Source organism: Pseudomonas sp. AL03 (assembly GCF_029960815.1).
Classification (GTDB): domain Bacteria; phylum Pseudomonadota; class Gammaproteobacteria; order Pseudomonadales; family Pseudomonadaceae; genus Aquipseudomonas.
In genome coordinates this window covers 1-24,414 of sequence record NZ_JASBRE010000026.1, presented here as the reverse complement: position 1 = coordinate 24,414, position 24,414 = coordinate 1, and the positions used below count along the sequence as shown (strand labels likewise).

General features: G+C 57.7%; 35 protein-coding genes and 1 pseudogene. 11 read left to right on the top strand and 25 right to left on the bottom strand.

The genetic code is table 11. The features are described 5' to 3' along the window. Positions 1-24 precede the first annotated feature (24 nt). Positions 25-744 carry a hypothetical protein gene (locus tag QK293_RS21750; protein ID WP_282380912.1) on the bottom strand — a complete coding sequence of 240 codons (720 nt, stop codon included), beginning with the start codon at positions 742-744 and terminating at the stop codon, positions 25-27. 185 nt (positions 745-929) lie between these two features. Between QK293_RS21750 and QK293_RS21745 the strand changes: the two genes are divergently transcribed. After that, positions 930-1,466, top strand: a complete 537-nt coding sequence (locus QK293_RS21745) for a hypothetical protein (protein WP_282380910.1) — start codon at positions 930-932, stop codon at positions 1,464-1,466. A gap of 101 nt (positions 1,467-1,567) precedes the next feature. Here the strand turns inward: QK293_RS21745 and QK293_RS21740 are convergent, their stop codons facing one another. Beyond that, positions 1,568-1,855 carry a hypothetical protein gene (locus tag QK293_RS21740; RefSeq protein ID WP_282380908.1) on the bottom strand — a complete coding sequence of 96 codons (288 nt, stop codon included), beginning with the start codon at positions 1,853-1,855 and terminating at the stop codon, positions 1,568-1,570. 252 nt (positions 1,856-2,107) lie between these two features. Here QK293_RS21740 and QK293_RS21735 point away from each other — a divergent pair, with 252 nt between their 5' ends. After that, positions 2,108-2,287: a type II toxin-antitoxin system HicA family toxin gene (locus tag QK293_RS21735; protein ID WP_003229979.1), complete on the top strand. Its 180-nt coding sequence runs from the start codon at positions 2,108-2,110 to the stop codon at positions 2,285-2,287. 51 nt (positions 2,288-2,338) lie between these two features. Continuing rightward, on the top strand, positions 2,339-2,764 hold the full coding sequence (locus QK293_RS21730; protein ID WP_282380898.1) for a type II toxin-antitoxin system HicB family antitoxin: 426 nt from the start codon (positions 2,339-2,341) through the stop codon (positions 2,762-2,764). A 43-nt stretch (positions 2,765-2,807) separates the two neighbouring features. Here the strand turns inward: QK293_RS21730 and QK293_RS21725 are convergent, their stop codons facing one another. The 18 genes from QK293_RS21725 to QK293_RS21640 form a co-directional block, all read right to left on the bottom strand. Then, a complete protein-coding gene (locus QK293_RS21725; RefSeq protein WP_282380896.1) occupies positions 2,808-3,122 on the bottom strand; it encodes an FxLYD domain-containing protein in 315 nt (104 codons plus the stop codon). Between the two features lie 129 nt (positions 3,123-3,251). Continuing rightward, positions 3,252-3,518, bottom strand: coding sequence for a hypothetical protein (locus QK293_RS21720; RefSeq protein ID WP_282380894.1), 267 nt, complete (start codon positions 3,516-3,518; stop codon positions 3,252-3,254). A 161-nt stretch (positions 3,519-3,679) separates the two neighbouring features. Continuing rightward, positions 3,680-4,228 (bottom strand): hypothetical protein, encoded by a 549-nt coding sequence (locus QK293_RS21715; protein ID WP_282380892.1) that lies wholly within the window; start codon positions 4,226-4,228, stop codon positions 3,680-3,682. Then, complete coding sequence (locus QK293_RS21710; RefSeq protein WP_282380875.1) at positions 4,228-4,527, bottom strand: hypothetical protein; 300 nt, start codon at positions 4,525-4,527, stop codon at positions 4,228-4,230. The genes QK293_RS21715 and QK293_RS21710 overlap by 1 nt, the downstream gene beginning before the upstream one ends. Then, positions 4,524-5,108, bottom strand: a complete 585-nt coding sequence (locus tag QK293_RS21705) for a hypothetical protein (RefSeq protein ID WP_282380872.1) — start codon at positions 5,106-5,108, stop codon at positions 4,524-4,526. Before QK293_RS21705 ends, QK293_RS21710 begins: the two co-directional genes overlap by 4 nt. Next, on the bottom strand, positions 5,095-6,477 hold the full coding sequence (locus QK293_RS21700; protein WP_282380870.1) for a replicative DNA helicase: 1,383 nt from the start codon (positions 6,475-6,477) through the stop codon (positions 5,095-5,097). The genes QK293_RS21705 and QK293_RS21700 overlap by 14 nt, the downstream gene beginning before the upstream one ends. Next, positions 6,474-7,271, bottom strand: coding sequence for an ATP-binding protein (locus tag QK293_RS21695; protein ID WP_282380867.1), 798 nt, complete (start codon positions 7,269-7,271; stop codon positions 6,474-6,476). The genes QK293_RS21700 and QK293_RS21695 overlap by 4 nt, the downstream gene beginning before the upstream one ends. After that, positions 7,255-8,019, bottom strand: a complete 765-nt coding sequence (locus tag QK293_RS21690) for a helix-turn-helix domain-containing protein (protein WP_282380865.1) — start codon at positions 8,017-8,019, stop codon at positions 7,255-7,257. The genes QK293_RS21695 and QK293_RS21690 overlap by 17 nt, the downstream gene beginning before the upstream one ends. A 219-nt stretch (positions 8,020-8,238) precedes the next feature. Next, positions 8,239-8,763 carry a hypothetical protein gene (locus tag QK293_RS21685; protein ID WP_282380863.1) on the bottom strand — a complete coding sequence of 175 codons (525 nt, stop codon included), beginning with the start codon at positions 8,761-8,763 and terminating at the stop codon, positions 8,239-8,241. Then, positions 8,760-9,074, bottom strand: coding sequence for a hypothetical protein (locus QK293_RS21680; protein WP_282380861.1), 315 nt, complete (start codon positions 9,072-9,074; stop codon positions 8,760-8,762). The genes QK293_RS21685 and QK293_RS21680 overlap by 4 nt, the downstream gene beginning before the upstream one ends. Then, entirely contained in the window at positions 9,071-9,868 is a 798-nt protein-coding gene (locus QK293_RS21675) for a phage antirepressor protein (protein WP_282380859.1), read from the bottom strand. Before QK293_RS21675 ends, QK293_RS21680 begins: the two co-directional genes overlap by 4 nt. Beyond that, complete coding sequence (locus tag QK293_RS21670; RefSeq protein ID WP_282380858.1) at positions 9,865-10,182, bottom strand: hypothetical protein; 318 nt, start codon at positions 10,180-10,182, stop codon at positions 9,865-9,867. The genes QK293_RS21675 and QK293_RS21670 overlap by 4 nt, the downstream gene beginning before the upstream one ends. Further along, the gene (locus QK293_RS21665) at positions 10,179-10,466 is read right to left on the bottom strand and encodes a hypothetical protein (RefSeq protein WP_282380856.1); all 288 of its coding nucleotides are present in this window, start codon (positions 10,464-10,466) and stop codon (positions 10,179-10,181) included. The genes QK293_RS21670 and QK293_RS21665 overlap by 4 nt, the downstream gene beginning before the upstream one ends. After that, positions 10,459-10,779, bottom strand: a complete 321-nt coding sequence (locus tag QK293_RS21660) for a hypothetical protein (RefSeq protein ID WP_282380854.1) — start codon at positions 10,777-10,779, stop codon at positions 10,459-10,461. Before QK293_RS21660 ends, QK293_RS21665 begins: the two co-directional genes overlap by 8 nt. A gap of 1,108 nt (positions 10,780-11,887) precedes the next feature. Beyond that, a complete protein-coding gene (locus QK293_RS21655; protein WP_282380852.1) occupies positions 11,888-12,175 on the bottom strand; it encodes a hypothetical protein in 288 nt (95 codons plus the stop codon). Further along, positions 12,172-12,447, bottom strand: a complete 276-nt coding sequence (locus QK293_RS21650) for a hypothetical protein (RefSeq protein WP_282380850.1) — start codon at positions 12,445-12,447, stop codon at positions 12,172-12,174. Before QK293_RS21650 ends, QK293_RS21655 begins: the two co-directional genes overlap by 4 nt. Further along, positions 12,444-12,770: a hypothetical protein gene (locus tag QK293_RS21645; RefSeq protein WP_282380848.1), complete on the bottom strand. Its 327-nt coding sequence runs from the start codon at positions 12,768-12,770 to the stop codon at positions 12,444-12,446. The genes QK293_RS21650 and QK293_RS21645 overlap by 4 nt, the downstream gene beginning before the upstream one ends. A 205-nt stretch (positions 12,771-12,975) precedes the next feature. Continuing rightward, positions 12,976-13,254, bottom strand: a complete 279-nt coding sequence (locus QK293_RS21640) for a Cro/CI family transcriptional regulator (protein ID WP_282380846.1) — start codon at positions 13,252-13,254, stop codon at positions 12,976-12,978. 108 nt (positions 13,255-13,362) lie between these two features. Between QK293_RS21640 and QK293_RS21635 the strand changes: the two genes are divergently transcribed. The 7 genes and pseudogenes from QK293_RS21635 (at position 13,363) to QK293_RS21605 (ending at position 19,786) form a co-directional block, all read left to right on the top strand. Further along, entirely contained in the window at positions 13,363-14,133 is a 771-nt protein-coding gene (locus QK293_RS21635; RefSeq protein ID WP_282380844.1) for a LexA family transcriptional regulator, read from the top strand. 125 nt (positions 14,134-14,258) lie between these two features. Beyond that, positions 14,259-14,561 carry a hypothetical protein gene (locus QK293_RS21630; protein ID WP_282380842.1) on the top strand — a complete coding sequence of 101 codons (303 nt, stop codon included), beginning with the start codon at positions 14,259-14,261 and terminating at the stop codon, positions 14,559-14,561. A gap of 265 nt (positions 14,562-14,826) precedes the next feature. Next, complete coding sequence (locus QK293_RS21625) at positions 14,827-15,021, top strand: hypothetical protein (protein WP_282380840.1); 195 nt, start codon at positions 14,827-14,829, stop codon at positions 15,019-15,021. Positions 15,022-15,309: 288 nt separating this feature from the next. Further along, positions 15,310-16,404, top strand: a pseudogene (locus tag QK293_RS21620) (N-acetylglutaminylglutamine amidotransferase); the annotation flags it as partial. 3 nt (positions 16,405-16,407) lie between these two features. Beyond that, positions 16,408-18,153, top strand: coding sequence for an N-acetylglutaminylglutamine synthetase (ngg, locus tag QK293_RS21615; RefSeq protein WP_282380838.1), 1,746 nt, complete (start codon positions 16,408-16,410; stop codon positions 18,151-18,153). A 151-nt stretch (positions 18,154-18,304) separates the two neighbouring features. Then, positions 18,305-19,495 carry an osmoprotectant NAGGN system M42 family peptidase gene (locus QK293_RS21610; RefSeq protein WP_282380836.1) on the top strand — a complete coding sequence of 397 codons (1,191 nt, stop codon included), beginning with the start codon at positions 18,305-18,307 and terminating at the stop codon, positions 19,493-19,495. Positions 19,496-19,558: 63 nt separating this feature from the next. Next, positions 19,559-19,786: a YheU family protein gene (locus QK293_RS21605; protein ID WP_025212539.1), complete on the top strand. Its 228-nt coding sequence runs from the start codon at positions 19,559-19,561 to the stop codon at positions 19,784-19,786. A gap of 5 nt (positions 19,787-19,791) precedes the next feature. On the opposite strand, the gene csrA is transcribed toward QK293_RS21605, so the two are convergent. The 4 genes from csrA to QK293_RS21585 form a co-directional block, all read right to left on the bottom strand. Beyond that, complete coding sequence (gene csrA, locus QK293_RS21600; RefSeq protein ID WP_282380831.1) at positions 19,792-19,977, bottom strand: carbon storage regulator CsrA; 186 nt, start codon at positions 19,975-19,977, stop codon at positions 19,792-19,794. A 153-nt stretch (positions 19,978-20,130) separates the two neighbouring features. After that, positions 20,131-20,463 carry a YnfA family protein gene (locus QK293_RS21595; protein ID WP_282380829.1) on the bottom strand — a complete coding sequence of 111 codons (333 nt, stop codon included), beginning with the start codon at positions 20,461-20,463 and terminating at the stop codon, positions 20,131-20,133. 64 nt (positions 20,464-20,527) lie between these two features. Continuing rightward, on the bottom strand, positions 20,528-21,343 hold the full coding sequence (locus tag QK293_RS21590) for an SDR family oxidoreductase (protein ID WP_282380827.1): 816 nt from the start codon (positions 21,341-21,343) through the stop codon (positions 20,528-20,530). Between the two features lie 71 nt (positions 21,344-21,414). After that, positions 21,415-21,630, bottom strand: a complete 216-nt coding sequence (locus tag QK293_RS21585) for a hypothetical protein (protein ID WP_282380825.1) — start codon at positions 21,628-21,630, stop codon at positions 21,415-21,417. On the opposite strand from QK293_RS21585, the gene QK293_RS21580 reads away from it, so the two are divergent. Continuing rightward, positions 21,623-21,781, top strand: a complete 159-nt coding sequence (locus tag QK293_RS21580) for a DUF3309 family protein (RefSeq protein WP_169858239.1) — start codon at positions 21,623-21,625, stop codon at positions 21,779-21,781. The two genes, QK293_RS21585 and QK293_RS21580, sit on opposite strands and share 8 nt — an antisense overlap. A 62-nt stretch (positions 21,782-21,843) precedes the next feature. On the opposite strand, the gene QK293_RS21575 is transcribed toward QK293_RS21580, so the two are convergent. Further along, positions 21,844-23,937 carry an LTA synthase family protein gene (locus QK293_RS21575; protein ID WP_282380822.1) on the bottom strand — a complete coding sequence of 698 codons (2,094 nt, stop codon included), beginning with the start codon at positions 23,935-23,937 and terminating at the stop codon, positions 21,844-21,846. Between the last annotated feature and the right edge of the window lie 477 nt (positions 23,938-24,414).

Sequence of the window (24,414 nt, the reverse complement as noted above, 5' to 3'; positions counted from 1 at the left end):
CCGGTTAGGGAGTGAAGGAATGGATCAGCGGGAGCGGTGAAGCAAGCCGCCTGCATGGAGTTCGGCACGGATGACATCACGCACCTGATCAGCGATCTCTGTCGGTTCTTTGAATGGCTGCGACTCAAGGCCCAGGCCAATCCCGGTCGCGACGAACTTGCCGTTGCGAAGCTCCATCTTCACCGACCAGTTGGTGGCGATTTTGGCGTCGATCATGCCGTCCTTGATGAACGCCTCGTTCATGTAGGTCACGCTGTCGACCATCACGAATGGTTCGGGTTGCTCTGGCTTATCCAGATTGCCAATCCGGTACCGCACCACACCGTCATGAATGACGGTAAAGCAGCCATTGGAAAAGACGGTGCGCGTACCGGCCACCTTCGCCTTCTCCAGGCGATCAGCCAGCTCTTCTTCTGTCTCAAGCCGGGAGTAGCTCAGGAACAGGCGAGCATTGAACGACTCATCGCCGTAGCTAGCATCAAACTCTTCGAATTCTGCGGCATGGCGGTAAGCCTCTGGCACCTTCTGCAGCTCTGCCTGCATGAATTGCAGCAGGTTGTCGGCATTCTTTGGCAGGTCGTACTTGCTGTAGCTGGCCACCTCGACCGACACCATCTGACGCTGGGGCGCTTTCGCAGCGCTACCGAGGGTGCAAGAGTTGATCTCGAACTCACCGGTGAGGCTGTTGAGCTTCCAGCCGGAAACGCCCGGCACGTAGTTGCTGGATTGGATCGAGCCGGACATTTGCTGTGCCTCATAACGAAAAAAGCCCCTGCGAATGCAGCAGGCTACGAAGCGCGTGGCGCGGACTGGACAGGTATTCTTCCTTCAAGAGTCAGCGACCGGTGATCGCCCGACTCAAAGACATATTGCGAAGCACAGCTCACAGCATCATCCTGGTGTCACATTGATATTACGGACTCTGTATCATGCCTTGGCAACGTTCAGATAAAAAACGCTACTCCGGGAAAATTCAAAGCATCTTTGTCTCGCTCACCGAGGCGTGGGATGTCGAACACTTTATCGATGAATACCTTGGTCTACGTGGATTCACGCTCAGCGACACGAACAGGGATCGCATTGCGCTACTACTGGAAGCAGCTCCAGGGCGCTCGCCCTATCGAGCGGTCCAGATGGTTACGTGGCTAGACAAGCAGCGCGCCGCTACTACTGGGGCACCGGCTAGGCGTTCCGCAGCCGATGCGACAACGTCTCTCTATCAATCGGCCAACACAACTAGCGAAGCAATTGAAGACACATCGCGCGCTCAGCCGCATGATCTGAGTGGCTGCAACATCAGCTCTTTAGAAGACGAGCCGAACAACACGAAATTGCCAAGTACTAAGCTCCCCGCACAGCCCAGCCAGGTGGCTGAGCCTATATCGAGGTCGGCCGGGGCCAGCGTTATATTCACCAAGCCGTTTGGAGACGGGCAGAGGGAAGCAGGTAGAAATGAGTCCCTCTAGACTTGTACATCGCCGTAGTGAGAGGCATGAAGACACTAGGTAAAACGAGGCAATGAAAACCCGGCGCAGTGGCCGGGTTTTTCTGTTTCTTCCAGGCGTATTCAGCAGGGAGTCAGACCGACACCGTCAAGCGCCGCCTTGGCCGAGGCCATCACGAAGTGGTTGCTGGATGCGCGCAGGTTGGAGCCCAAACTATCGTCAGCGGTCTGTCTACCCGTTCGCCACATGGCGAGGGTCAATTCCAAGCGCTTGACGGCGACGCTTGGCATCTCGGCCAGCATCACTGCGGAACGATAGGCGTAAGCCACGGGCTCGGCGAATGCCTGCAGGGAAAAACAGGATAGGCAGGCGACAAGCGCAAGCCCCAGATAGGAGGTGAATCGCTTCATAGGTGAATCTCCGGAGTATCAGTGGCGTTGGTTGAACTGGTTGCACGCACCTTGTACTCGCCTGCGCTGTGCAGAAATAATTCAGCTCCAGCAGCACTCCCAGCTCGGAGCGATGGGTGTGGTGGAGCCGAAAACGAAAAAGCCTCGATCAATGCCGAGGCCTGGTGTAGGTGCTGAATTAAATAAAACAAAAGTGTTGTACTAAAACATAAATGTTGTAGAATGAGCTCATCCAAACAACGAGGCGAGGTGATGAAGTTCAGCGAGTTCAGACGATGGCTGAAGGCCCAAGGGGTGACCTTCGAAGCAGGCAAAGGAAGCCACTTCAAAGTCATCGCCCCAAACGGAAACAGGAGCACCTTCGCGGATCACGGTAGTAAGGAAATGCCAGAACCGACCCGCAAGGCGATCATTAAACAACTGGGGCTCTAAGAGCCCCTTCACCACATCCGAACGCTGAACGATCACCTCCAAGGAGTGACCATGTACGACTATGCAATCCGTTTCGAGCGGGACGAATCACCAGGGCTGGCAGTCTTCTGCCGGGATCTCCCGCAGCTGAACAGTTACGGCGATGACGAACAGCACGCGATCAGCGAAGCCGTGGACGCAATCGAGACGACCCTGTCCATCTACGTCGATGAGCGCCGCGCCATCCCACCCGCTTCTACGCCAGAGCCCGGCGAGCACGTTATCCACTTGCCAGCAGTGACCGTGGCGAAGATCGCACTGTGGAACGCCATGATGGAGCGAGATATGCGCAAGGCCGACTTGCGCCGCCTGCTGGGCGTGGCCCAGGTGCAAGGTGATCGCCTGGTCGACTTCCTGCACACATCGAAGATGGAGCAGCTCGAAGCCGCTCTATCAGCGCTCGGGAAGCGCCTGGCTATCTCTGTCGAGGCAGCTTAAATAAAAAGGCCAGCGCGGGGCTGACCTTGATGCGACACCTAAATTACATGATCTGGACGCTGGTTACTTCTGCTCTGTCAAAGGCTACGCCTGCCGGGGCGGTAAACTTCCAGCTTTCATTTGGTCCGAGGCCCATGCCATTAGCAATTGCATTACCAACCATGTTTCCAGAACGATCATACAACTTGAATACCACAGTCACACTGTTGAACTGAGCATTGGTGGTGTTGCGCGCGTACCCTTGCACAGCCGGCGCGCCATCCGTGTTGACGACCTTGATACCAGTGAATGAAAGTCTGTCATCAGCTGAGGCAACTGCGGAGATGAGCATTGCGGCAATAGCTAGAATTTTTCGCATCTGTTAGGCACCTTGAGTGGACTGGGTCTAACCTTTGCCGATTTAACTAATGATGTCAATATGATGGCGACAACAAAATGACGCGAAGACTCACTTACGAAAAGCCCAGCGCAATGGCTGGGCTTGGGACTATTGAAGCTCGCGCTTCAGTGTGTCGAGCAGATCATGACCTGCCCACGTCAACTGGATGTAATCAGCTACCGGGGGAATCCCTTCAACCTTGCTGAGAAACCCACCTTCAACTAGAAGGTCCAGCAAGTAGGACTCACCATTATCCCAGACGACATTTCGTTTGCCGTACGCAGTACGCAAATCTGGGTAGCTGACTCCGCTGAGGCGGGCGCTCTCCTCGACAATTTCCAAAATACACTTTGCTAACGACTTGTTTCTTTGCATCGGGTGAAACCTCATTTCGAGATCTGGACTATTTCCAGTCTCGCATGAGCATTTTAACCCGGCTATAAAAAAGCCCAACACAATGGTCGGGCTTTTCGTGTTCGCATCCTAAAGACGCAGAGCCGCAATGTGGAAAACTATATTCTCATTTTCTCTACCATTCAAGCCGCCTCCACAATCAATTCCGCTTCACCTAGAATCACCCACGCAGAGGCTATCGCGGCATCACGCTCAGCCTCCAGCCACTTGCGAATATCCGACCGCCATCGGTACAGCGTCTTCTCTGGCGTTGGTGTGTCGGCATTGTCCCAGGTATGCAGCACCATGAATGCCTCAGGCAGTCGCGGTGTTGCCCAGGCTGTGACGCACTTCGTCCTGAAAAGGTGGTGGGACTTCCCCGGCGCCGAGCGCGCCAGATGCGCGATGGCCGCAATCCGCTGCTGCTGGGTTGACCCGTCCAGGTCCACCATGAAGTGAGCCACCAGCACCTGCCAGTAATGAGTCGACAAGACACGGCGCAGGAGTGAACGAGTCATGCTGTCTTGGGTGAGCTGATCGAACCGATCCATCGGACATGGATTGTCGGCCCGCTCAGCCTCCCAAGCTTCCGGCTTGTACTTGTTCTGCCAGCCAGCCCCCTTGTGCAATGAGATTGAGTCGACGTTCATGGCGCGCATAACGGCGTGCTCGGCACTTCGATAGACCGTCATTAAGCAGCCCTCCTGATGCGACGCGGCGGCGGGTTGTCGTCCAGGCCCAAAATGTTGCGAAGCAGCTTGTCGGCCGACTTGCTCTTGGCGTTACCCTCGGACACCCAGCGCTTGCAGTAATCCCCAAACTCGATGCTCACCCGGGTAGCGTGCCAGCTGGCGACCATATTCAGAAGGCAGGCCAATGCAGCGGCGCCGCCGACCTTCTCCTGGGTGAGGCCATCCCCGGCAATTTTCAGAAACTTACGCTCATGCTCGAGCAGGCTCTTGCGCGGCAATGCCGCCGTGACGTTACTCATAGGATGGCACTCCGTATTTGCAGATATTCGTTCGTTTTCATGTCGCTGCGGGATTGGGAGGAAACGGCGTGGCGCCAAGCGCGATAAGCCTCCTTCGGCGAGTCGCCAACACCAGCCCACGGATGGCCCTTGGCGAAGCACCAGAAGGTGCCGCTGCGACTAGTGATCCGCGCTTTCGGCAATCGGCCGGTGAATCCGACCTTGTTCCGCGCCAGCCACGTCTCGACTGCGGGCCAGATGATTGCCTGCTCGGGCTTGGAGAGATCACCTTTGCCGCCACCGCTGTAAACCTCGGCGAGGCCAAAGTCCTTGTTTGCAACCCAGAGCACGAAACCGCTCGGAACGTGGCGAAGCTCATAGCCCTTGTGGTGCCACACCCAGTCATCAGGAAACTCCCGAATCGAGCCGGCGATCAGTTCGGCTTCTGGATACTCTGGAGCCGGAACGACTATCGACCCTTTCGGAAGGATGCAGGGCTTGCCGGCCTCCAGCGCAGTTTGCAGCGCACCGAGCGCCTCACCTGCGAAGAAGGGGTCAGAGTTCCGCCCCAGCAAGCGGTCAAGCAGCTTAAAACTTCTCATCGTTCTTTCTCCCCTTGTACTGACTGGAGAAGGGACGACTGGCTTCGACCTCCTCCTGTGAAGGCTCTCGGCCGGCGAAGTTGACGAAGCGTGCGAACTTACCCTGCTGCTGAACGATGCATGAGCCCACCGGTGCGTGCCTGCACTTGGGCATAAGCAGCTCAGTAGCGCCGTTCTGGCCCTCCTCGCTGTCCATGTCGCGGTGGACGAGGATGATGCAGTGGGCGTCAGCCTCAATCTGGCCAGAATCGCGCAGGTCGGATGCGATCGGCTTCTTGCCCGGGCGTTTTGTTGAGTCGCGGTTGAGCTGGGCCAGCAGGATCACCGGCACCTCCAGCTCTTTGGCGATGTTGACGATCCCGGTGGAAATCTTGCCCAGTTCGGCGGTACGGTTGAACGCCTTGCCGTCGGAGCCGATCAGGCCGATGTAGTCGATCACCACCACGTCGAGGCCGTGCTTGCGCTTGACCTGGCGGCAGATGCTCCGGATACGCGGCACGGTCAGGCCCGACTTGTCGCTGATGTACAGCGGCTTATCCATGATTTTGTTGACTGCGGACGTCAGCCGCGGCCAGTCATCGTCCTCCAGCTTCCCGTTGTCGAGCAGCTGCAGGTCTATGCTGCCAAGTGACGCCAGCGCGCGGTTGGCCAGCTCCTCCTCGGGCATCTCCAACGAGAACACCATGCCGACGCCAAGGCCGGTGCAAGCGATATGTTGGGCGATTTGCAGGCCGAGGGTGGTCTTGCCGCTACCTGGCAGGCCGGCGACGATGGTCACGGTCTTTTTGCGCAGTCCACGGATCAGCTTGTCCAGGTCCGCCAGGCCGGTGGACAGCCCCGACTGCACGCTCCCGTTGTACTTGGCGTCGATGATGTCGATGTTGCGACTGACGACCTCGTCGATTCGCTTGTAATCGGGCTCGCCGGTATCCAGGTCGCGCAGGTCGGCCATGGCTTGCTGCGCGCTAGCGATAATCTCCGCCACCGGCCGGTTCTCGTTGGCTGAGTCGCGCACTGCATCGGCGGCTTCCACTAGGCGGCGGAGTACTGCTCGCTCAGCAACTGTTCGGGCGTATGCCTTCCAGTTGGCTGTGCTGGGGGTGTTCTTCGCCAGTTCACCGGCATACGCAATGGTCGTGCCGCCACTCGGGAGGACCGGTTTGAAGTCGTGCAGCGTCACCGGGTCAACCGGTGCCCCAGTTGCATGCAGGTCGAGCATCACCTGGAACAGAGCCGCGTTTTCCGGATCGTGGAAGTCAGCCGTGGTCACGCTGGACGTGATCGAATCGAACAACTCGCCATCCAGCATCAGGGCGCCGAGCAGCGCGTGTTCGGCCTCGTCGCTGTACAGCTCGCGATAGTCATTCATACACGCCCCCGTGCCGAAGCCCAAGTGAAGCCGACCAGCAGCGCCTTGTTCTCGCGCAGCCGGTCGAGAGCCCGCTCGCCGATGTACTGGCCAAGCCCTTTGGCGTCCATATTTGAGACCACCACCGTCGGCCTGATCATCTGATACCGGCGATCAAACACCTCATGCAGCACACCCAACTCGTACGCGGTTCCGGACTGGGCGCCCACCTCATCGATCACCAACAGATCGAAGCTCGCCAGTTCGTTGATCACGTCTCCCTCGCTGTAACCGGCGTTACGATCCATCGAGCGCTTGAACACCCGAATGATCTCGGCAGCCGAGGTGATCACCGCAACCGCCCTGTGCTGGCGGATGACCTGCTGGACGATGCTGGTGGCCAGGTGGGTTTTCCCGGTACCGACGTTCCCGCAGAGCAGAAGATTGCGCCCGGCCTGGTAGTGCTCGCCGAAGTTGTCAGCGTAGTCTTGGCAGATCACCAAGGCCTGGCCCATAGCCGAGCTATCGACACGGTAGTTCGCGAACATGCTGCCGGCGAAGCGAGGCGTGATGCCAGAGCCTACAAGCGCGCTGTTGACGCCCTCGGATTGCAGGTTGGCCAGCGCCTGCGAATGCTCTTCGCCGCCCTGAGGCGCAACGCGCAGGCCGTGGAACTGGCACTGCTTGCATGGGCGGACCGCCATCGAACCGTCGAACTGCTCAACCTCTGAGCGATCAACCGAGCCGTGGACCGGGCAATCGCCGGTGAAGGTGCGCTGCTCAGGCTGGCGGCGGAAATTAGAACGCTGGGCCATTGCTGCCTCCTTGGTACATATCCGGTGTGTGGGTCGGCAAGTTGTTGAAGCTCGAAGGCTTGGCGCCGGTGGCAGGCATCAGCTCGTCAGTCCAGCGCTCGCCATTCAGCCATGTCGCGGCATTCGGGACGTAGCGGCCGTTGTCCTTGGTCCAGTCTTCGGAAACGCAGTGGCTGCCCAAGGCGGTGATCAGGGTCTGGCGTAGCTCATCGTTCGGTTTCAGCTTCGCCCAGGCCTTCGCAGCGTCCTTGCGAGACTTCTTCTTCGGATACAGCTTCCAGAACTGTTCAAACCCTTCATCCGAAAGTGCTTTTTTAGCGCCCAATGCCGAATTGTTTTTAATGCTCTTTGTATTGTTGCTCTGTGTATTGTTCCCCTGCGTGTTTTCCGAAGGGGGTTCACCGTCTTTTCCGAAGGGGTTCGCAGCGTTTCCCGAAGGGGTATTCGGAAAACCGAAGGGGTCGACAAGTCGCAGGCGGCGCTCAACTACGCGCTTGCCTTCGCGGATCAATTCGACACGCAGGTGCCCCTTTTCAACCAGCCCGCTGATGATCTCCGAAACGCGCGATATCGAGAGATTGAAGAACTCGGCGAAGTGCGCGTTGGTCGCATAACAACCGCGCGCACCCGCCTCCAAGCTGGATATTTCACCCAGCATTACCTTCTCATTGGGAGACAGCGTGCGATCAAGCCAACGCTCCGCTGGAATCCATACGCCCTGAAATTTGCGTGGAGTGTCGACAGTCATACGTTCAACTCCCGAGTCACGCGGGACACAAAATCGTCATAGCTTTCACTCACGACAAAGCCCGCCTGCTCCAGCATTTCGCGGTGGGCCTTCGCACCGCCGTACATCTTCCAGCGCTGCTGCTCCGGCAATTCGGCGAACGCGGCATAGTTTGGCCAGGGACCGACGATTACCGGCGCTGCCTGAGCGTCCCGGGGGGGGCATGAGGGTTGGTGGTGGTCATTGCAGCGTCTCCCCAACCGGACGCACGAACGTCTCAACGTCAGGCTCTCCGGGCATTCTTCCACCGGCCAGCCGCTTGATGAGGACGGTAAGGGCGTTGCACGAGTTGATCATCGATACGTGCGCGTTCCAGGTGGTGTCGTCGTCCGGCTCGGTGCAGGCCAGCGACTCGTGGGCAAAGCTCGTCCCGTTGCTCGCCATGCAGGCCAAGGTCAAATCATCGAACTGCTCAAAGTGCAGCTCATTGAGAAGCGCCAGGCGCTCTATGGTGTCGGGTGGTAAATCGCCCGGGTATGGCAGCGGCACGTTGGAGGCAGTTATCCCCTGGACCAACGATTCGCGAGGGATACCCTTCGCTTGCAACACCGTGCTCAGGGAGAGGAAACAGGCAAGCGCAACCATTTCCGTGGGATGACCTTCAGACTTGGCGTGCCCCACTACCAGGGGCAGCAAGTCGCCCAGCACGAACGCTTCATGTGTCGCCATATCATTGGAGGCGCCTTTCGGGGTGCGATTCTTCATAGCGAACGCTCCAACCGCTGGATCAGCGTCCGCATCTTGCGTTTGGTGCTGGTGGTCAGATACCGAGCAGCGAGCCAGCGCTGGAATGCGGCATCAGTGAAGCGCAGCACACCGCTGAACCTTTCATTCTCCGGGTCGATGCGCTTGCGTGGCTCATCGGGGTACGGATGCCCGTAAGCAGTGAAGTAGGTCTTGTAGAGTGCGTTCAACTCACGGCGCAGGCTGTTGCGTTGAGTCTCGGCCTGCTGGTAATTCACAGCCGCCTCGGCGATCTGCCCCATGAGCTCTTCGTAGGTGATTTTTTTGCTCACTGGGGCTTCTCCGGATTGAATTTTTCATAAAAGAACTGGCCATCCCACGTCTTCTTCATGGGCAGCCTCTCGGCCATGTAGAGGTCAAACAGCTTTTTGGTGCCCTCCTCCAGCATCACTGGGGCATAGCGGATGAACGTGGTTATCCCCTCGCCGCTGATCTTGAACGGCTTTTCAGACAGCCAGTGCTTATCGCGCGCCATGGCGTACACGCGGTACTTGGGCGAGTGATCCGGATTGCTTTCGGAGTTGAAAATCCACTTGAGCTCATGCAGATAGGCCAGGACCAGCTGGGAGTTCACACCGTTCAGGCGTTTGGCGAACTGCGGCACCGTCTCGCCGGGCATGAACAGGTGTTCCAGCGCCTCGATCTTCTTGGCCTGCTGCTCGTTTTCCAGCGCCAGCACCTCGTTCTGCTCCTCCAGATCGGCAGCCAGGCGCATTGCCTCGGCGCGAGTACGCGGCAGGGCGAAGGCGTTTTGTTGCGCCAACCTCTGTTCCAGTTCGGTCATGTAGTCGAACACTGCGGCCTGCAGGTCGTAGCTGTAGGACATGGCCATCAGGCACGATTCGCGCTTGGGGAAGCGGTAACACTTCTGACGGCGATTCATGCTGTCGAAATAGATATCGGAAAATTTTCCGGCATCTTTTTTCAGTACCCGAGGCACCTTTTTCATGAAGTCGGCATGATCCAAAACCGGATCACCTTCTTCACGACGGCCGTTGATGAAGTTGACCAGTTCGAGACTGGTCATGGTAACGGCACCGCCGTCTTTGAATGGGGTGATGGTCATCGGCCACCTCCAGACTTCAAATCGTCAATGCCAGGCCGCTCGCCAACGACACCGAACGATGCGCCCAGATGACGATGCCGCCAGCAGAAGTTATTGCTGAAGGTGCGGACCTGCTCTAGGTGTCGAGCGATGTCACATGCCAGCTCGTTGTCATAGCCGCCCATTGCCGGGATCACGATCGCCAGCAGGATTTTCTCCAGCTTCCGGTGCTCCTCTCGGGCGAAGTTCATCGAACACATATCCCGCGCATCGATAACCGCGTCGCGCAGTACGTCACCCTCAACAGGATTGATGACAGCCAAAGAGGTGTTCATGAGCGCGCCCCCACATGAGTACGCGCCACGTTTTCGTCGTTCGCGAATTGTGGCGCAACACTGAGTTGCGGTTCTGGATCTGAAGCTTCGCAAAGCTCTCCGCCGATCGCGCTGGCAAAAGCCCCCATGGCGCGGACAGCGTGGTGCAATCCGTTCTGCAAGCTGTCGGTGATGCCGTGCTCCGAACCATCAGCGCCAAGCAAGTCGGCAATAGCCTCAAGCGCGAAGCCTACCGAGCAAAGATCATTGCCGCGGTCCCAAGTGATTTTCTGGAGTTCACTCATTGGCGGCCTCCACTAAATCGAGTTCCTTTTGCATGTGCCCGACCTGGGAGTCGACATAATTGGCCCAGTCGTCACCGAGAAATCCCCCAAGGGCTGCGAGGTCCTTAACGTTGTGAGAGTGGTTATGCTTCAGGTCGGTTGAGACAGAATTGAAAACGGCGGTCATATGTTCCAGCCGTTCATGAGTAGCGCGCAGCAGTTCCAAAGCTTCACTGGCTATCTGTGAGGCAGCACTTTGAAGGGGCGCTTTCTTGGTTTTTTTCAGGCAAGCCGATCCCGATCCCGCGCATTCGCAGGAGTTGTTGATCGTCATGGGTTAGCGCTCCTGATTCGTCAGGAAGGCATCGACCGGCTCAGGGTCCCAGCGTACGGAGCGACCGAAACGGATTGGCTCAGGAAATCCAGGCGTCTTTGACCAGCGCCACCAAGTAGCGCGACTGACTTGGTATTTGGCGCAGAGCTGGGCTGCGGTTGCGCGGGCACCAGGGATTGGCAGGTTGGGCACAGCGGCGATGCTGGTGACATTTGATGTCATTGGTGATTTCTCAATATACCGAATTGAAAAACCGAGAGGATCGTTCTGTAGGTCGCCACCGCCTGCAAACAGGTCTATGTGTGGCAAGTCATCGGAAACAGTACTAATGGATAAAAAACCAGTAGCGCATTATTCCCTCAGGTAATACAGTCCGCTGGAGTTTACCTTTTACGGTAAATTCATCGAAGCCCAGTTCAAAAGCTTCTCCCCTCGGGGTTGTGTGCTGGCTCAGCTGGTATGCAGAGGACGTTGCAAGCGTCCTTCCCGATCAAGCCCTGGCGTTGCAAGCGCCGGGGCTTTTCTTTGTCTGCGATTCCAACTGTCAGCGATCCTAACAGCAAACTCCAGCCAGATGTTTCATCTGGTCAAGGCATGTTGCTGGTAGCTCAGGACGTAGTGCATGGTAACGGCGCCATTTGGCAAATCGCAACAACTTTCTTCAGCTATCATTTGATATCTTTAGCTAACTTAATCGCGGACACACACTCTCCGGCCAGAATTAACAGCTCAACACGTATCAACGCGTACCAATACGTTCTGATACCTATATTATTCCAGCGCGAAAAAGTCGAAAACTCAGGTCATGCCGTTCGTCCGAGTAGGGCTCGAGGCCCTAGTTATTGGGCCATCAGGGGATTCTCGAGGCTGCCAATCTCCTCTACTCGAAATCCGCGCCACGAAATGATAGTTAGGAAAACGTGGCGCGAAAACTGGAGTCGCGATAAGTAATCGCAATGTCGCGACACGAAATACGAATTAGGAAAACGTGTCGCGACACAAAGCAAAGTGCACAAAAACAGGTCATGACCGCTCAACTTTTACATTTAAAGTGTAAATATCAACTTTAAGTGTGAATCGCGTGTTTACTCCAAGTTCATGCTCCACTTCAAATCCGCGCCACGTTTTCATTGCTCGCAAAACGTGGCGCGGGTTCTGTTTTGGAAAATGCCGCTTCGGTGCGCGTCTCCAGGCTCTCCCGCTCACTGTCGAGCTGGTTGTGCCAGTCGTCAGCGTTGTAGATCGCCAAGTTTGCGACCGTGGCGTAATGGTCGTCGTGGCCCTGCTTCAGTCGATCTTCGAGCACGTGGAGAACACCGCGCATCCAGTTGATGTGTTCCATTGCGCATGCGATCTGAGAGGTGGCGTCCTGTGCGATCTGTTTTTGTACGTTCATGCCGCACCTCCTTCGGAAATCGCGGCCTCAATGCCAGCGTGCGACGCGTAGACCAGTGCGAGTGCTGCATCAGCAGCGAGGTAGACCAAGGTCGCTTCATGCGTGCACTCGGTGACGGTCATCAGCGAGCGCAATCCAGCGCAGACGGATTCCAAGTAGCTCGTTGCGGCATCGAGGGAATCCGCAACCGGAACGCCGCCAGCGGCGCTGAGCAATTCGCCTTGGCCGAATACGCTGTATGGATGCTCGATGGTGAGGATTGGGGTCTTCATTGAGCTGCCTCCCCTGATGTTGCCGCGCCTTTCTGAACCGACAAAACCAGTGCGCCGACCGTTTCAGCGAGAAATCCCAGTGTTGCCATGCCGTCGCAATAAGCCAACTCACCCATGTTCAAGCTATCGTGCATATGGCGGCAGATCTGGCCAAGGCCAGACGACAGAACCTTCGCGGTTTGAAGTGCATCCTCTGCGTTCGCACCTGGTGCAACGTTGAGTAATTGAATGCCCCGGTTATCGATCGGGGTATCGAAAAAGCCGACAAGGGTTGTCAGCAATGCTTGCGCTGTTTCTGGGGTGGTGCTATTTTTTGGGTGCATTAGATCGTCTCCTACAGACGAAGAAGTACTGGCCACTCCCGGCAAGGAGTGGATTGAGAACCCGCCGGCAAGCGGGTTTTCTGCTTTCTGGGATTCAGAAAGTCAGAAGTGGGTGCAGGATCTCCTGCTTGGCTTGGTCTGCTAAGGATCAACTAAGCTGCAAAGCTGCATAAGTCCCCAAATGGTGCTGTTCATTCGTACAGGCCTACCCGACAACGCTGGATGGATTCACAGGTACTTCAAGCCCTGACATCTCAGATCCTGCGGGATTATTATTTGTGTGTTGGTTGGGCGAGGCCTGTCGGCGCTGGCCGGGGAATGGCTTTTCTTCGAGGGCGGACAGAGCGCCGTCGTCGGAGACGATCACAAATATGGATCGCCCCTCACGGATAGCTTTACTCAGTGAGCCTTGGCTCATCCCAAGCTTCTCGGCTGTCCTGGCATGTCGCTTTGCTGCGTATTCAGCAAGGGGGATTCGCTGCACCGGAGTGACTCCACTATTTCGGTTCTTTTTAAATAGTGCTGGCGGGATTTGATATTGTCAATGCTAGCGGGATTTGAATTTCAATCCCGCCGGACATATGGTTGAAACATGAAAAAACGAACGCTTACTGAAGAACAACTCGCTGAATGCGCCGCTCTCAAAGCGATCTACATGGCGAAAAAGGATCAGCTTGAACTCACTCAAGAGAAGGCTGGTGAAATGCTTGGCATGAATCAGGGGTCCTTCAGCCACTACTTGAATGGGCGAAATGCACTGAATCTGGAATTCGCTTCCCGGGTTGCCGTGCTTCTCGAAGTGCCCGTTTCTGCTTTCAGCTCTCGGCTAGCTGAAGCGATTGACACCCTATCTATATCTGCTGAAGGAATTCGCCAGGCTGCTGATGAAATTCGGAGAATTTATACGGCAGAGGCAGGGGAAAGTTCATACGTTTCGCCCGCACACAGGCCTTGGAGACCTGTTAGGAGCTACCCGATGATCAGCTGGATCGCCGCTGGTAACCGAGCGGAATCGCCTACAAATTTAGTGCCAGAAAGCTCGGAAAAATATTATGAATCGACCGAGAACGCGGGCGATCAAGGCTTTTGGCTTGAGGTCAAAGGTGCTTCGATGACAGCGACCACCAACCCAAGCTTCCCAGAAGGAACGCGGATCCTGGTCCAGCCAGAAGGCTTCGATGTGGTGAGCGGAAAGTACTACGTCGCTCAGCACTCTGATGGAGAGGCTACCTTTAAGCAGTATGTCTACGATGCAGGCTGGGGATACTTGGTGCCTCTCAACTCCGCGTTCAAGACGGTTGAAATGGATGAGAACTGGGAAATTATTGGTCGGGTAGTGGACGCACGAATACACGGCCTATAAAAAATAATCCCGCAAGGATTGACACAAATAAATCCCGCCAGCACTATAGCTCCATCTTCATCGAGATCTGGAGCTTCACATCATGGAATTTGTCACTTGTGGTTTATGGCGCGGCTTACTCGGCCATGGTTTGGCCGAGCGCGAGCTGGTCTGCCTGCTATCGGTCGCTGGGCGCGCAGTTCATCGAGGACCACTTGGGCAAGCCGCCAGCCACTACACATTCGATGCACATCGACGATCGCGTGCGGATGGCGGCGAACGCCACGCGCTACGAGTGGTTGCGTGACCGGGACCGTGTCACCGACTTCGATACCGATCTGTGCGTGGCTCGCGACGACACCGTTTACTTCGGGCACGACCTGGACAAGAACGTTGACGACGCTATGCGTCTGGCCCGCCTTGAGGAGTTGCACCCATGCGCAGACTGATCCTTCTTGCCCTGCTCCTGATCACTGGCCAGGTCACCGCCGGCGAACAAGTCATCAGCGTTCAGCACGACAGTCGCCGCCAGGTTACTTGCTGGATTATCGCAGGCACTGGCATCTCCTGTTTGCCGGACAGCTCGCTCCTACAGGGTCGGGCCGCCACTGCCACCCCGTCAAGCGAGTCAGGCCGGGCCTCTCCGGCCAGTTCGGCAGTAGAAAACGCCCCTTTGCAGGCTGCCCCGCTCCCACAGAAAACGGGGTTTCAGCTATGAGCATCCTCACCCAAGGAACGCATCTGCACTTGCAGAGCGATCTGGAAAAACTCGGCGAACGTTTGATCAGGTTCGGCCAGGCGCTCAAAAGCCCTGACACGACAGTTGGTCAGTTGGACGTGCTGGCCAGTTCCTGCGGCATCAATTTCAAGTTGCGTGTGGTGGCTGAGTCGAGCCCTGAGACGGACTAGCCATGGTTCCTCGCAAAAGCATCAAGTGGACGGAGCAGGAGGTTGCCCTGCTGACCGAGCTATACCCGCTCACACCCATGCCTGAACTTGCACTGCGGGTAGGCAAGACGGCAGGCCAGATCAAGAACAAGGCCGCGAACCTCGGGCTGAGGCGTGACCAATCAATCTTGGATGCTACCCGATTCAGATCCTACCCACGCGGCCCTTCAAGCCATAACTGGGTAGAGCCAGGCGAGCGACGAGATACGGGAAAGTACATCTCGCTGAAGCTGCCCAGCGGCGAGTGGGTACGGACCACACGCCGACGAGATGAATCTGACACTCGAAGACTGGCGCGACCGTGTACTCGACAGCACCCGTGACGCGGTGGCGATCCGTCAACGTGCGGCGGTCGATGTCGGTGTGCTGCTTTCGGGCGGGGTCGATTCGAGCCTGCTGGTCGGTCTGTTGCGTGAAGTCGGTGTTGAAAACCTGTCGACCTTCTCCATCGGTTTCCAGGATGCCGGCGGCGAGCGCGGCGACGAGTTCCAGTATTCAGACCTGATCGCCAAGCACTACGGCACGCAGCATCACCAACTGCGCATTGACGAAAAAGAGATCATCGAGCAACTGCCTGCGGCTTTCCGCGCCATGAGCGAACCGATGGTCAGTCATGACTGCATTGCTTTCTATCTGCTGTCCCGTGAAGTGGCCAAGCATTGCAAGGTGGTGCAAAGCGGCCAGGGTGCCGACGAGTTGTTCGCCGGTTATCACTGGTATCCACACGTCGACGGTGCCGCCGATCCGTACGCGGCCTATCGCGATGCGTTTTTCGACCGCAGCTACGACGACTACGCCGCCACTGTGCAGCCGAAATGGCTGACAGCGAATGACGCGGCCGGTGACTTCGTCAAAGAACATTTCGCACAGCCCGGCGCCGATGCGGCGGTGGACAAGGCCCTGCGTCTGGACAGCACGGTCATGCTGGTGGACGACCCGGTCAAACGCGTCGACAACATGACCATGGCCTGGGGCCTGGAAGCGCGCACGCCGTTTCTCGACTACCGCCTGGTGGAATTGTCGGCGCGCGTGCCGGGCAAATTCAAACTGCCGGATGGCGGCAAGCAAGTCTTGAAAGAAGCCGCGCGACGGGTCATTCCGAGTGAAGTGATCGATCGCAAAAAAGGCTACTTCCCGGTCCCTGGCCTGAAGCATCTGCAAGGCGATACGCTGAACTGGGTGCGCGAACTGCTGCTTGATCCGAGCCAGGATCGCGGCCTGTTCCAGCCAGAGATGCTCGACCGCCTGCTGACCGATCCGCAAGGCCAGTTGACCCCATTGCGCGGCTCCAAGCTGTGGCAATTGGCGGCATTGAACCTGTGGCTCAGTGAACAAGGAATCTGATCGATGAAACCCCACGCCACGGCCTACAGCCAACGTTTGTTGCGCGGTCAGGCGCCCTCGTACGAACGTTTGCAGGCGCGTCTGGCCGAAGACGGCAGCGAACTCGGCGCCGCACCGATAGCCGTGCATTGCGGCTGGGGCCGGTTGCTGATCGGCCACACCTTCCCCGATGCGGCGAGCCTGGCCCAAGAGCTGCTCAACGAGCAGGCCGGCGAACGCGACATCGCCTTGTACGTGGCTGCGCCCCAGCAAGTGCTGGGGTTGGAGCCGGCCCAGTTGTTTCTCGACCCGTCCGACACCTTGCGCCTGTGGTTCAGCGATTACCGTCAGTCCACTCGGGTGTTTCGCGGCTTTCGCATCCGCAGGGCCCAGAGCGACACGGACTGGCAAGCGATCAATCAGCTGTATCAATTGCGCGGCATGCTGGCGATCGACGCGAGTTTGCTGACCCCGCGCCATCAGGGTGGCCCCGTCTATTGGCTGGCCGAAGATGAGGACAGCGGCGCGATCATCGGCAGTGTTATGGGCCTCAATCATCACAAGGCGTTCAACGATCCGGAAAACGGCAGTAGCTTATGGTGCCTGGCAGTTGATCCGCACTGTTCGCGACCGGGTGTCGGCGAAGTACTGGTGCGGCATTTGATCGAGCACTTCATGAGCCGTGGGCTGAGTTACCTGGACTTGTCAGTGCTGCATGACAACCGCCAGGCGAAAAGTCTTTACGCCAAGTTGGGGTTTCGCAACCTGTCGACCTTCGCCATCAAGCGCAAGAACGGGATCAATCAGTCGCTGTTTCTGGGCCCCGGTCCCGAAGCCGAATTCAACCCGTATGCGCGGATCATCGTAGATGAAGCTCATCGGCGCGGCATCGAAGTACAGGTCGATGACGCCGAGGCCGGTCTGTTCACCTTGGTGCATGGCAGTCGGCGTGTTCGTTGCCGTGAGTCACTAAGCGATCTGACCAGTGCCATCAGCATGACGTTGTGTCAGGACAAGAGCCTGACCCACAAGGTCTTGAAAAATGCCGGGCTGAACCTGCCATCGCAGCAACTGGCCGGCAACGCCGATGACAATCTGGCCTTTCTCGACGAGCACGAACGCGTGGTGGTCAAACCACTGGATGGCGAACAGGGCCAAGGCGTCGCGGTGGACCTGCGCACCATCGAAGAGGTCCTGCAAGCCATCGAATCCGCCCGCCAGTTCGACAGTCGCGTGCTGCTGGAGAGCTTCCACGAAGGCCTAGACTTGCGGATTCTGGTGATCGGTTTTGAGGTGGTCGCCGCGGCCATTCGCCGACCGGCAGAAGTGGTGGGCGATGGTCAGCATTCCATCGGTGAGCTGATCGAAGCCCAGAGCCGGCGTCGTCAGGCGGCGACCAGCGGTGAAAGCAAAATCCCCCTGGACCCTGAGACCGAGCGCACCTTGCACGCGGCGGGTTATGACTACAGCAGTCTTCTGCCGGCCGGTGAGCATTTGTTCGTACGACGTACAGCGAATCTTCATACCGGCGGCATTCTCGAGGATGTCACGGCGATCCTGCATCCGACCCTGGCGGACGCGGCAGTGCGCGCGGCGCGTGCGCTGGATATTCCGATGGTCGGGCTCGACCTGATGGTGCCCGCCGCCGATCAACCGGACTATGTATTTATCGAAGCCAATGAGCGCGCCGGACTGGCCAACCATGAACCGCAGCAGACGGCCGAGCGATTTGTGGATTTGTTGTTTCCGCATAGTCAGCCGGCTGGCTAACGCTCCCCTCACGATCGTTCCCACGCTCTGTGTGGGAATGCCTCACTGGACGCTCCGCGTCCGCTTTTGGGACGCAGAGCGTCCCTGGCTGCATTCCCACGCAGAGCGTGGGAACGATCAACGATCAGTCGTCAACTCATCAGGAGTTTCCATGACCAGCAAAATTCCGGAACCAGATCTGAACTACCTGCAAAAAATCCTGCTGGAAATGCTCGCCATTCCCAGCCCGACCGGTTTCACCGACACGATAGTGCGTTACGTCGCGGAGCGGCTTGAAGAGCTGGGCATTCCCTTTGAGATGACCCGCCGCGGCACCATCCGCGCCACCCTCAAGGGCAAGAAAAACAGTCCCGACCGTGCGGTCTCCGCTCACTTGGACACCATCGGCGCGGCGGTTCGCTCAATCAAGGACAACGGTCGTGTGACCCTGGCCCCCGTCGGTTGCTGGTCCAGCCGTTTTGCCGAGGGCAGCCGGGTCAGCCTGTTTACCGACAACGGCGTGATCCGTGGCAGCGTGCTGCCGCTGATGGCTTCCGGGCATGCGTTCAATACCGCCGTGGATGAAATGCCGATCAGTTGGGATCACATCGAACTGCGCCTGGATGCTTATTGCGCCACCCGTGCCGATTGCGACTCTCTGGGGATCAGCGTCGGTGACTTTGTCGCCTTCGACCCTTTGCCGGAGTTCACCGAAAGCGGCCACATCAGCGCTCGACATCTCGACGACAAGGCCGGTGTTGCAGCCTTGTTGGCGGCATTGAAAGCGATCGTCGACAGCGGCGAAGAGCTGATGATCGACTGCCATCCGTTGTTCACCATTACCGAGGAAACCGGCAGCGGCGCCGCGGCGGCATTACCTTGGGACGTCAGCGAATTCGTCGGCATCGACATTGCCCCGGTCGCACCGGGCCAGCATTCCAGCGAACATGCCGTGAGCGTGGCGATGCAGGACTCCGGCGGACCTTATGACTATCACCTGTCACGGCATCTGCTGCGCCTGGCCAGTGACAACGAGTTGCCGGTGCGCCGCGACCTGTTCCGCTACTACTTCAGCGATGCCCATTCGGCGGTCACTGCCGGGCACGACATTCGCACCGCCCTGCTCGCCTTTGGCTGCGACGCCACTCACGGCTACGAACGCACCCACATCGACAGCCTTGCTGCGCTCAGTCGATTGCTCGGCGCCTACATCCTCAGTCCGCCGGTGTTTGCCAGCGATGCGCAACCGGCCAAGGGCTCATTGGACCGGTTCAGTCATCAGATCGAACATGACACGCAGATGGAAAGCGATACGCGGGTGCCGTCGGTGGATAGCTTGGTGGGGCAGCGCAACGATAACTAAGCGAACGCTGGCCCTGTACGTTCAACCGCCGTAGCATCGCGCCATTGTTTAGCCGAGGTGCCCATGCTGATTCCCCACGACCAACTTGAAGTCGATACCCTCACTCGCCTGATCGAGGATTTCGTCACCCGTGACGGTACGGACAACGGTGATGACACGCCGCTGGAAACTCGTGTTCTGCGGGTTCGCCAGGCATTGACCAAGGGCCAGGCGCTGATTGTCTTCGATCCGGACAGCGAGCAATGCCAGTTGATGCTCAAGCATGATGTGCCCAAGCACCTGTTCGACTGAGGCCTTCAGCGCCCTTTGTTTTTTGCCCGTTTGGCCTGGATGCGGTCGTAGACCTCCGCTCGGTGAACGTTGACGTTCTGCGGCGCTTCGACGCCGAAGCGCACAGTGTTGCCGTTGACCGCAACAATGCGCACGGAAATGTCGTCACCGATGGAAATCAATTCGCCCACAACGCGACTGAGTACAAGCATGACATTCATCCTTCAGGGTTATCGGACCCTGAAGATGCCCCGCGTGCAGCGGCTCTTCAATACGCTGACAGACAATCAGTCCCGCCCTACAGCGCAGGACGAACGCGTCCTAAGGATACGTCTGACAAATCCATTGATTGAAGGACCGATCCTTCAGGAGGCGGAGAATCGCGGGCCGAAAAGGATGACGCTCGCCCCGATCACACACAACGCCACGCCGATCCAGTCCGAGCCCAGCGGACGAATCCGCTCGACCACCGCCAGCCAACCAATCGACGCGATGATGTAGATGCCACCGTAAGCGGCGTAGGCGCGACCGGCATAGGTCGCTTCGATGCGGGTCAGCAGCAGCGCGAACAAAGTCAGGCTGAGCAGAGCCGGCACGACCCACCAGGCGCTTTTGCCCTGGCGCAGCCACATCCAGAAGGCAAAGCATCCGGCGATTTCAAACAGCGCGGCAAGAAAAAACCACAGGTAATTGAGCATGCAAACGTCTCGCGAGGATGGCCGATTGTGGCCACCCTAACGACGGTGTTGTGCATGGGCAAGCTCAGCCTGCGGTTTGTTTGGCCTTGGCGCGCATTTTGTCGGCCATGACGGTCATTTCGTCGTAGAGCAGTTGCGGGTTCTTCTGCTTGAGCGCCCAGGCCATACGGCCCTGTTCGTGCGGAAGAATCATGAATTCGCCAGCGGCAACGTGCTGATAGATGTAGTCGGCAATGTCGGCAGCGGTGATCGGCGAGCTTTCCAGCAACTTGCCGACCTGGGCTTTCATGGCCGGCGTCGGGCCACGGAAGGAGTCCAGCAGGTTGGTCTGGAAGAACGACGGGCACACCACATGCACGCCGATTTCCTGCTGCGCCAGTTCGATCAGCAGGCTTTCGGACAATGCCACCACGCCAGCCTTGGCCACGTTGTAGTTGCTCATGGCCGGGCCTTGCATCAGGGCGGCCATCGACGCGATGTTGATGATCTTGCCTTTGCTTTTTTCCAGCAGCGCAAGGAAGGCCTTGCAGCCCTTGACCACGCCCATCAGGTTGATCGCGATCTGCCAGTCCCAATCTTCAAGGGACAGTTCATTGAAGAACCCGCCCGAGGCAACGCCAGCGTTGTTGACGATGACGTCGATGCCACCGAGTTTCTCTTCGCAGGATTGAGCGAAGGCAGTCAGCTGGCTGTAATCACGCACATCGCAACGCTGGATAAAACCGTCGCCGCCGGCTTCGCGAACCCGCTTCAGGGTTTCTTGCAGACCGGGTTCGCTGACATCCGACAAGGCCAGCTGCCAGCCTTCACGCGCCCAGCGCAGCGCGATTTCGCGACCTAAGCCCGAGCCCGCGCCAGTGATCATCATGCGATTTTGCATAGCAAACAGCCTTGTAGTTCCGGGGAAGATGCATCGAGTGTAGCGAAGGACAATACCCGACCCACGCTCCATCAGATTGCTGAATGGCCCGAGCAAACCGCGGAAGCGTCTGAACCAACTAGAGTAATAAAAAACGAAATAAGCCTTTCTTCGAAAAACATTAAAAAAACTTGGAATTTTCTTTCATGAGCGACAGTCGGATTTTGTAAGCAGCCTGGTTTTATAGCATCCCGGCTGACACTTAAATGCCAGGTAATCCAGAACACTTCCAACAAGGAAATAGACATGGGCACAATTCTTATCGTAATTCTGATTCTGTTGCTGGTCGGTGGTTTGCCAGTGTTCCCGCACTCCAGAAGTTGGGGTTATGGCCCGTCGGGTATCATCGGCGTCGTGTTGGTGGTGCTGTTGATCCTGCTGTTGCTCGGCAAGATATAAAGGTTTAACCGGCAAAAAAAAGAGGCCCTTTTCAAGGGCCTCTTCTTTTGTTGCGTCAAAACTTAGTCCGGCTTGCCGTCAACCACACCGGCGGTGTTGTCGATCAGGCTCTTGGTTGCCGTTTGCAGGAACGCTTCGAGCTTGAGTTTCAGCTCAGCGGTACGCGGCGCGTCCGCAACGATCTCGGCGTGAGGCGTCGCGCCCAGTTCGTACTGATACATCTTCGGCGCCATTTCCTTTTCTTTCGGCAGCACCAGGATTTGATCGGCCGTGATGATGGCGGTGGTCTGCTCGCTACCCGACGGCTTGATCACGCCAAAACCAGTGTCGCCTTCAGGCAGGTTGAGCAGGTCGCGCCCCCAGCACTGATGACGCACTTCACCACCAATACGACCCATGATGGTCGGCACGATGTCGATCTGCGTGCCCACGGTGTGGTCACGCTGGCCGAACTTTTCCTGGATGCCCGGTGCGATCATCAGCATCGGCACGTTGAAGCGGCCCAGGTCCATTTCGGTGATCTGACGCTCGTTGCCAAAACCGTGGTCTCCGACGACCACAAACAGGGTTTCCTTGAAATACGGCTCCTTGCGGGCCTTTTCAAAGAACTGGCCCAGCGCCCAGTCTGCGTAACGCATAGCGGTCAAATGCTCGTTCAGGCTACCGCGATCGGTGACAGGCTCGACCGGCAGTGGCGTCGGCAAGGCATATGGCGTGTGGTTGGACAGGGTTTGCAGCAGCGCATAGAACGGCTTGCCGTTTTCCCGCGACTTGAGCTCGACCAGACCTCGGTCGAACATGTCCTGGTCGGACACGCCCCAGGTCGGATCGGAGAACACCGGGTTAACAAAGTCGTTACGACCAATGAAGTTGGTCATGCCCTGGTTGCTGAAGAAACCCGACTGGTTATCCCAGGCGAAGTCGCCGTTATAGACGTACACGTCGTCATAGTCACGGGCACTGAGCAATTGCGGCAGGCCGGACAACTTGTGGCTGCCTTCCGGCGTCTGCATCAGGTATTCGAAACCCGGCAGATTCGGGAAGCACGCCATGGTGGCGAACATACCCTGGTGGGTATGGGTCCCGTTGGAGAAGAAGCGGTCGAACATCAGGCCTTCCTTCGACAGTTTGTCGAGGTACGGCGTGATGTTGCCCGGTGCACCCAAGGCACCCACCGAGTGACCGGCCATGCTTTCCATCAGGATCACGACGACGTTCTTGATCGGCAGGGTCTTGTCGGCCGGTGGCGTGTAATCGCGACGCACTGCTGCGGTTTCGGTATCCACCAGCTTGTCGTCCGCCATCACCAGCATGTCACGCACCACTTTCTGCGCTTCAGGCTGTGGCAGGGTGGCCTTCCAGATGTTGTCGCGATCTTCGGACATCCGGCTCTTGGCCGCTGCGACCAACGACAATGTGCCGTTGAGGCCCAACTGGTTGGCGAAGTTCGAGTCGGTGGTGTAGACGTCCCCCCAACGCATTGGCGGGCCTTGACGCAACGTGCCACGAGCGGCCACTACGCAGACCAGCAGGCAGACGACAAACACCGCGATGCGTGAATACCACGGGGCGATCTGGCGCGTGCCGATGCTGCCGCCGCTGAATGGACCACGAGGACGGGTGGCGCGGTCGGCGCCCTTGAACGCCAGGGTCAGGATCAATGTGCCCACGGCCCAGGCCAGCAGGTAGCGAACCACCGGAAAACCGTACCAAAGCATGCTCATGACGGTTTTCGGGTCTTCCTTCACATACTGGAAGACCAGGCCGTTGAGGCGCTGGTGGAACTCGCGGTAGAAATCCATCTCCATCAGGCCGAGGAACAGCGCGATGCTCGAGGCAATGGTCAGCCAGAAACGGAAGAACCCGCGTGCGGCCATCGCTCGGGCGCTGAACAGCGCCAGCAGCAACGGAATGCTGAGATAGACCACCAGACGCAGGTCGAAACGCAGACCGTTGACGAACGCTTCGAGAAAGGTCGAGGCGGGGGTGTCGAGTATCATCTCGCTGTTGTAAGCCAGCAGCGCAACGCGCAGCAGGCTGAACATGACCATCATGACCAGGGCACACAGCAGTGTGTAGGCCAGATGCGATTTGACGGTCGGTTGCAGCAGGCGACTAGAAGCTCGCTGCTGACTCAGGGCGTCCGGGTTTGCCATGTCGTTTTAGGACCCATTGGAAGTTGAAGTTTCAAAAATACAGCTGCGCCCTGCCCTCTGTTGGCCAGTACTCGGCCCCGGGGCTTGCGCGGCGCGCAAATGTTGCACGATCAACCGCGGCATTGCCATTGATTACTGCCCGGTATGTTTGGCGCGGGCGAATTGTCTTGGAGACTTTGTGAAAATTTCGTGCAACGCGATATCCGGAAACAAAATAAAGTCCCCAGATCCTGATGTCCGTTAGTTCGGGGGCATATCCGTTTCTGCGGTAACGGCGACTGGCGGTTTCGCTTTTACAGCGAGTCACTTGGAAAAGCCCCAAGTAACCAAACGCTTTTGCCCCGCCATTCGGTGCCTCGCTTAGGCTCGGCATGCCCTCACTCCGGCATTGCTCCGGGGGCCCGCCGCCATCGGCCATCCATGGCCCAGAGTGTGTCAAAACACCCAAGCAAACCCTTGCTATGATTCCCCAGGATT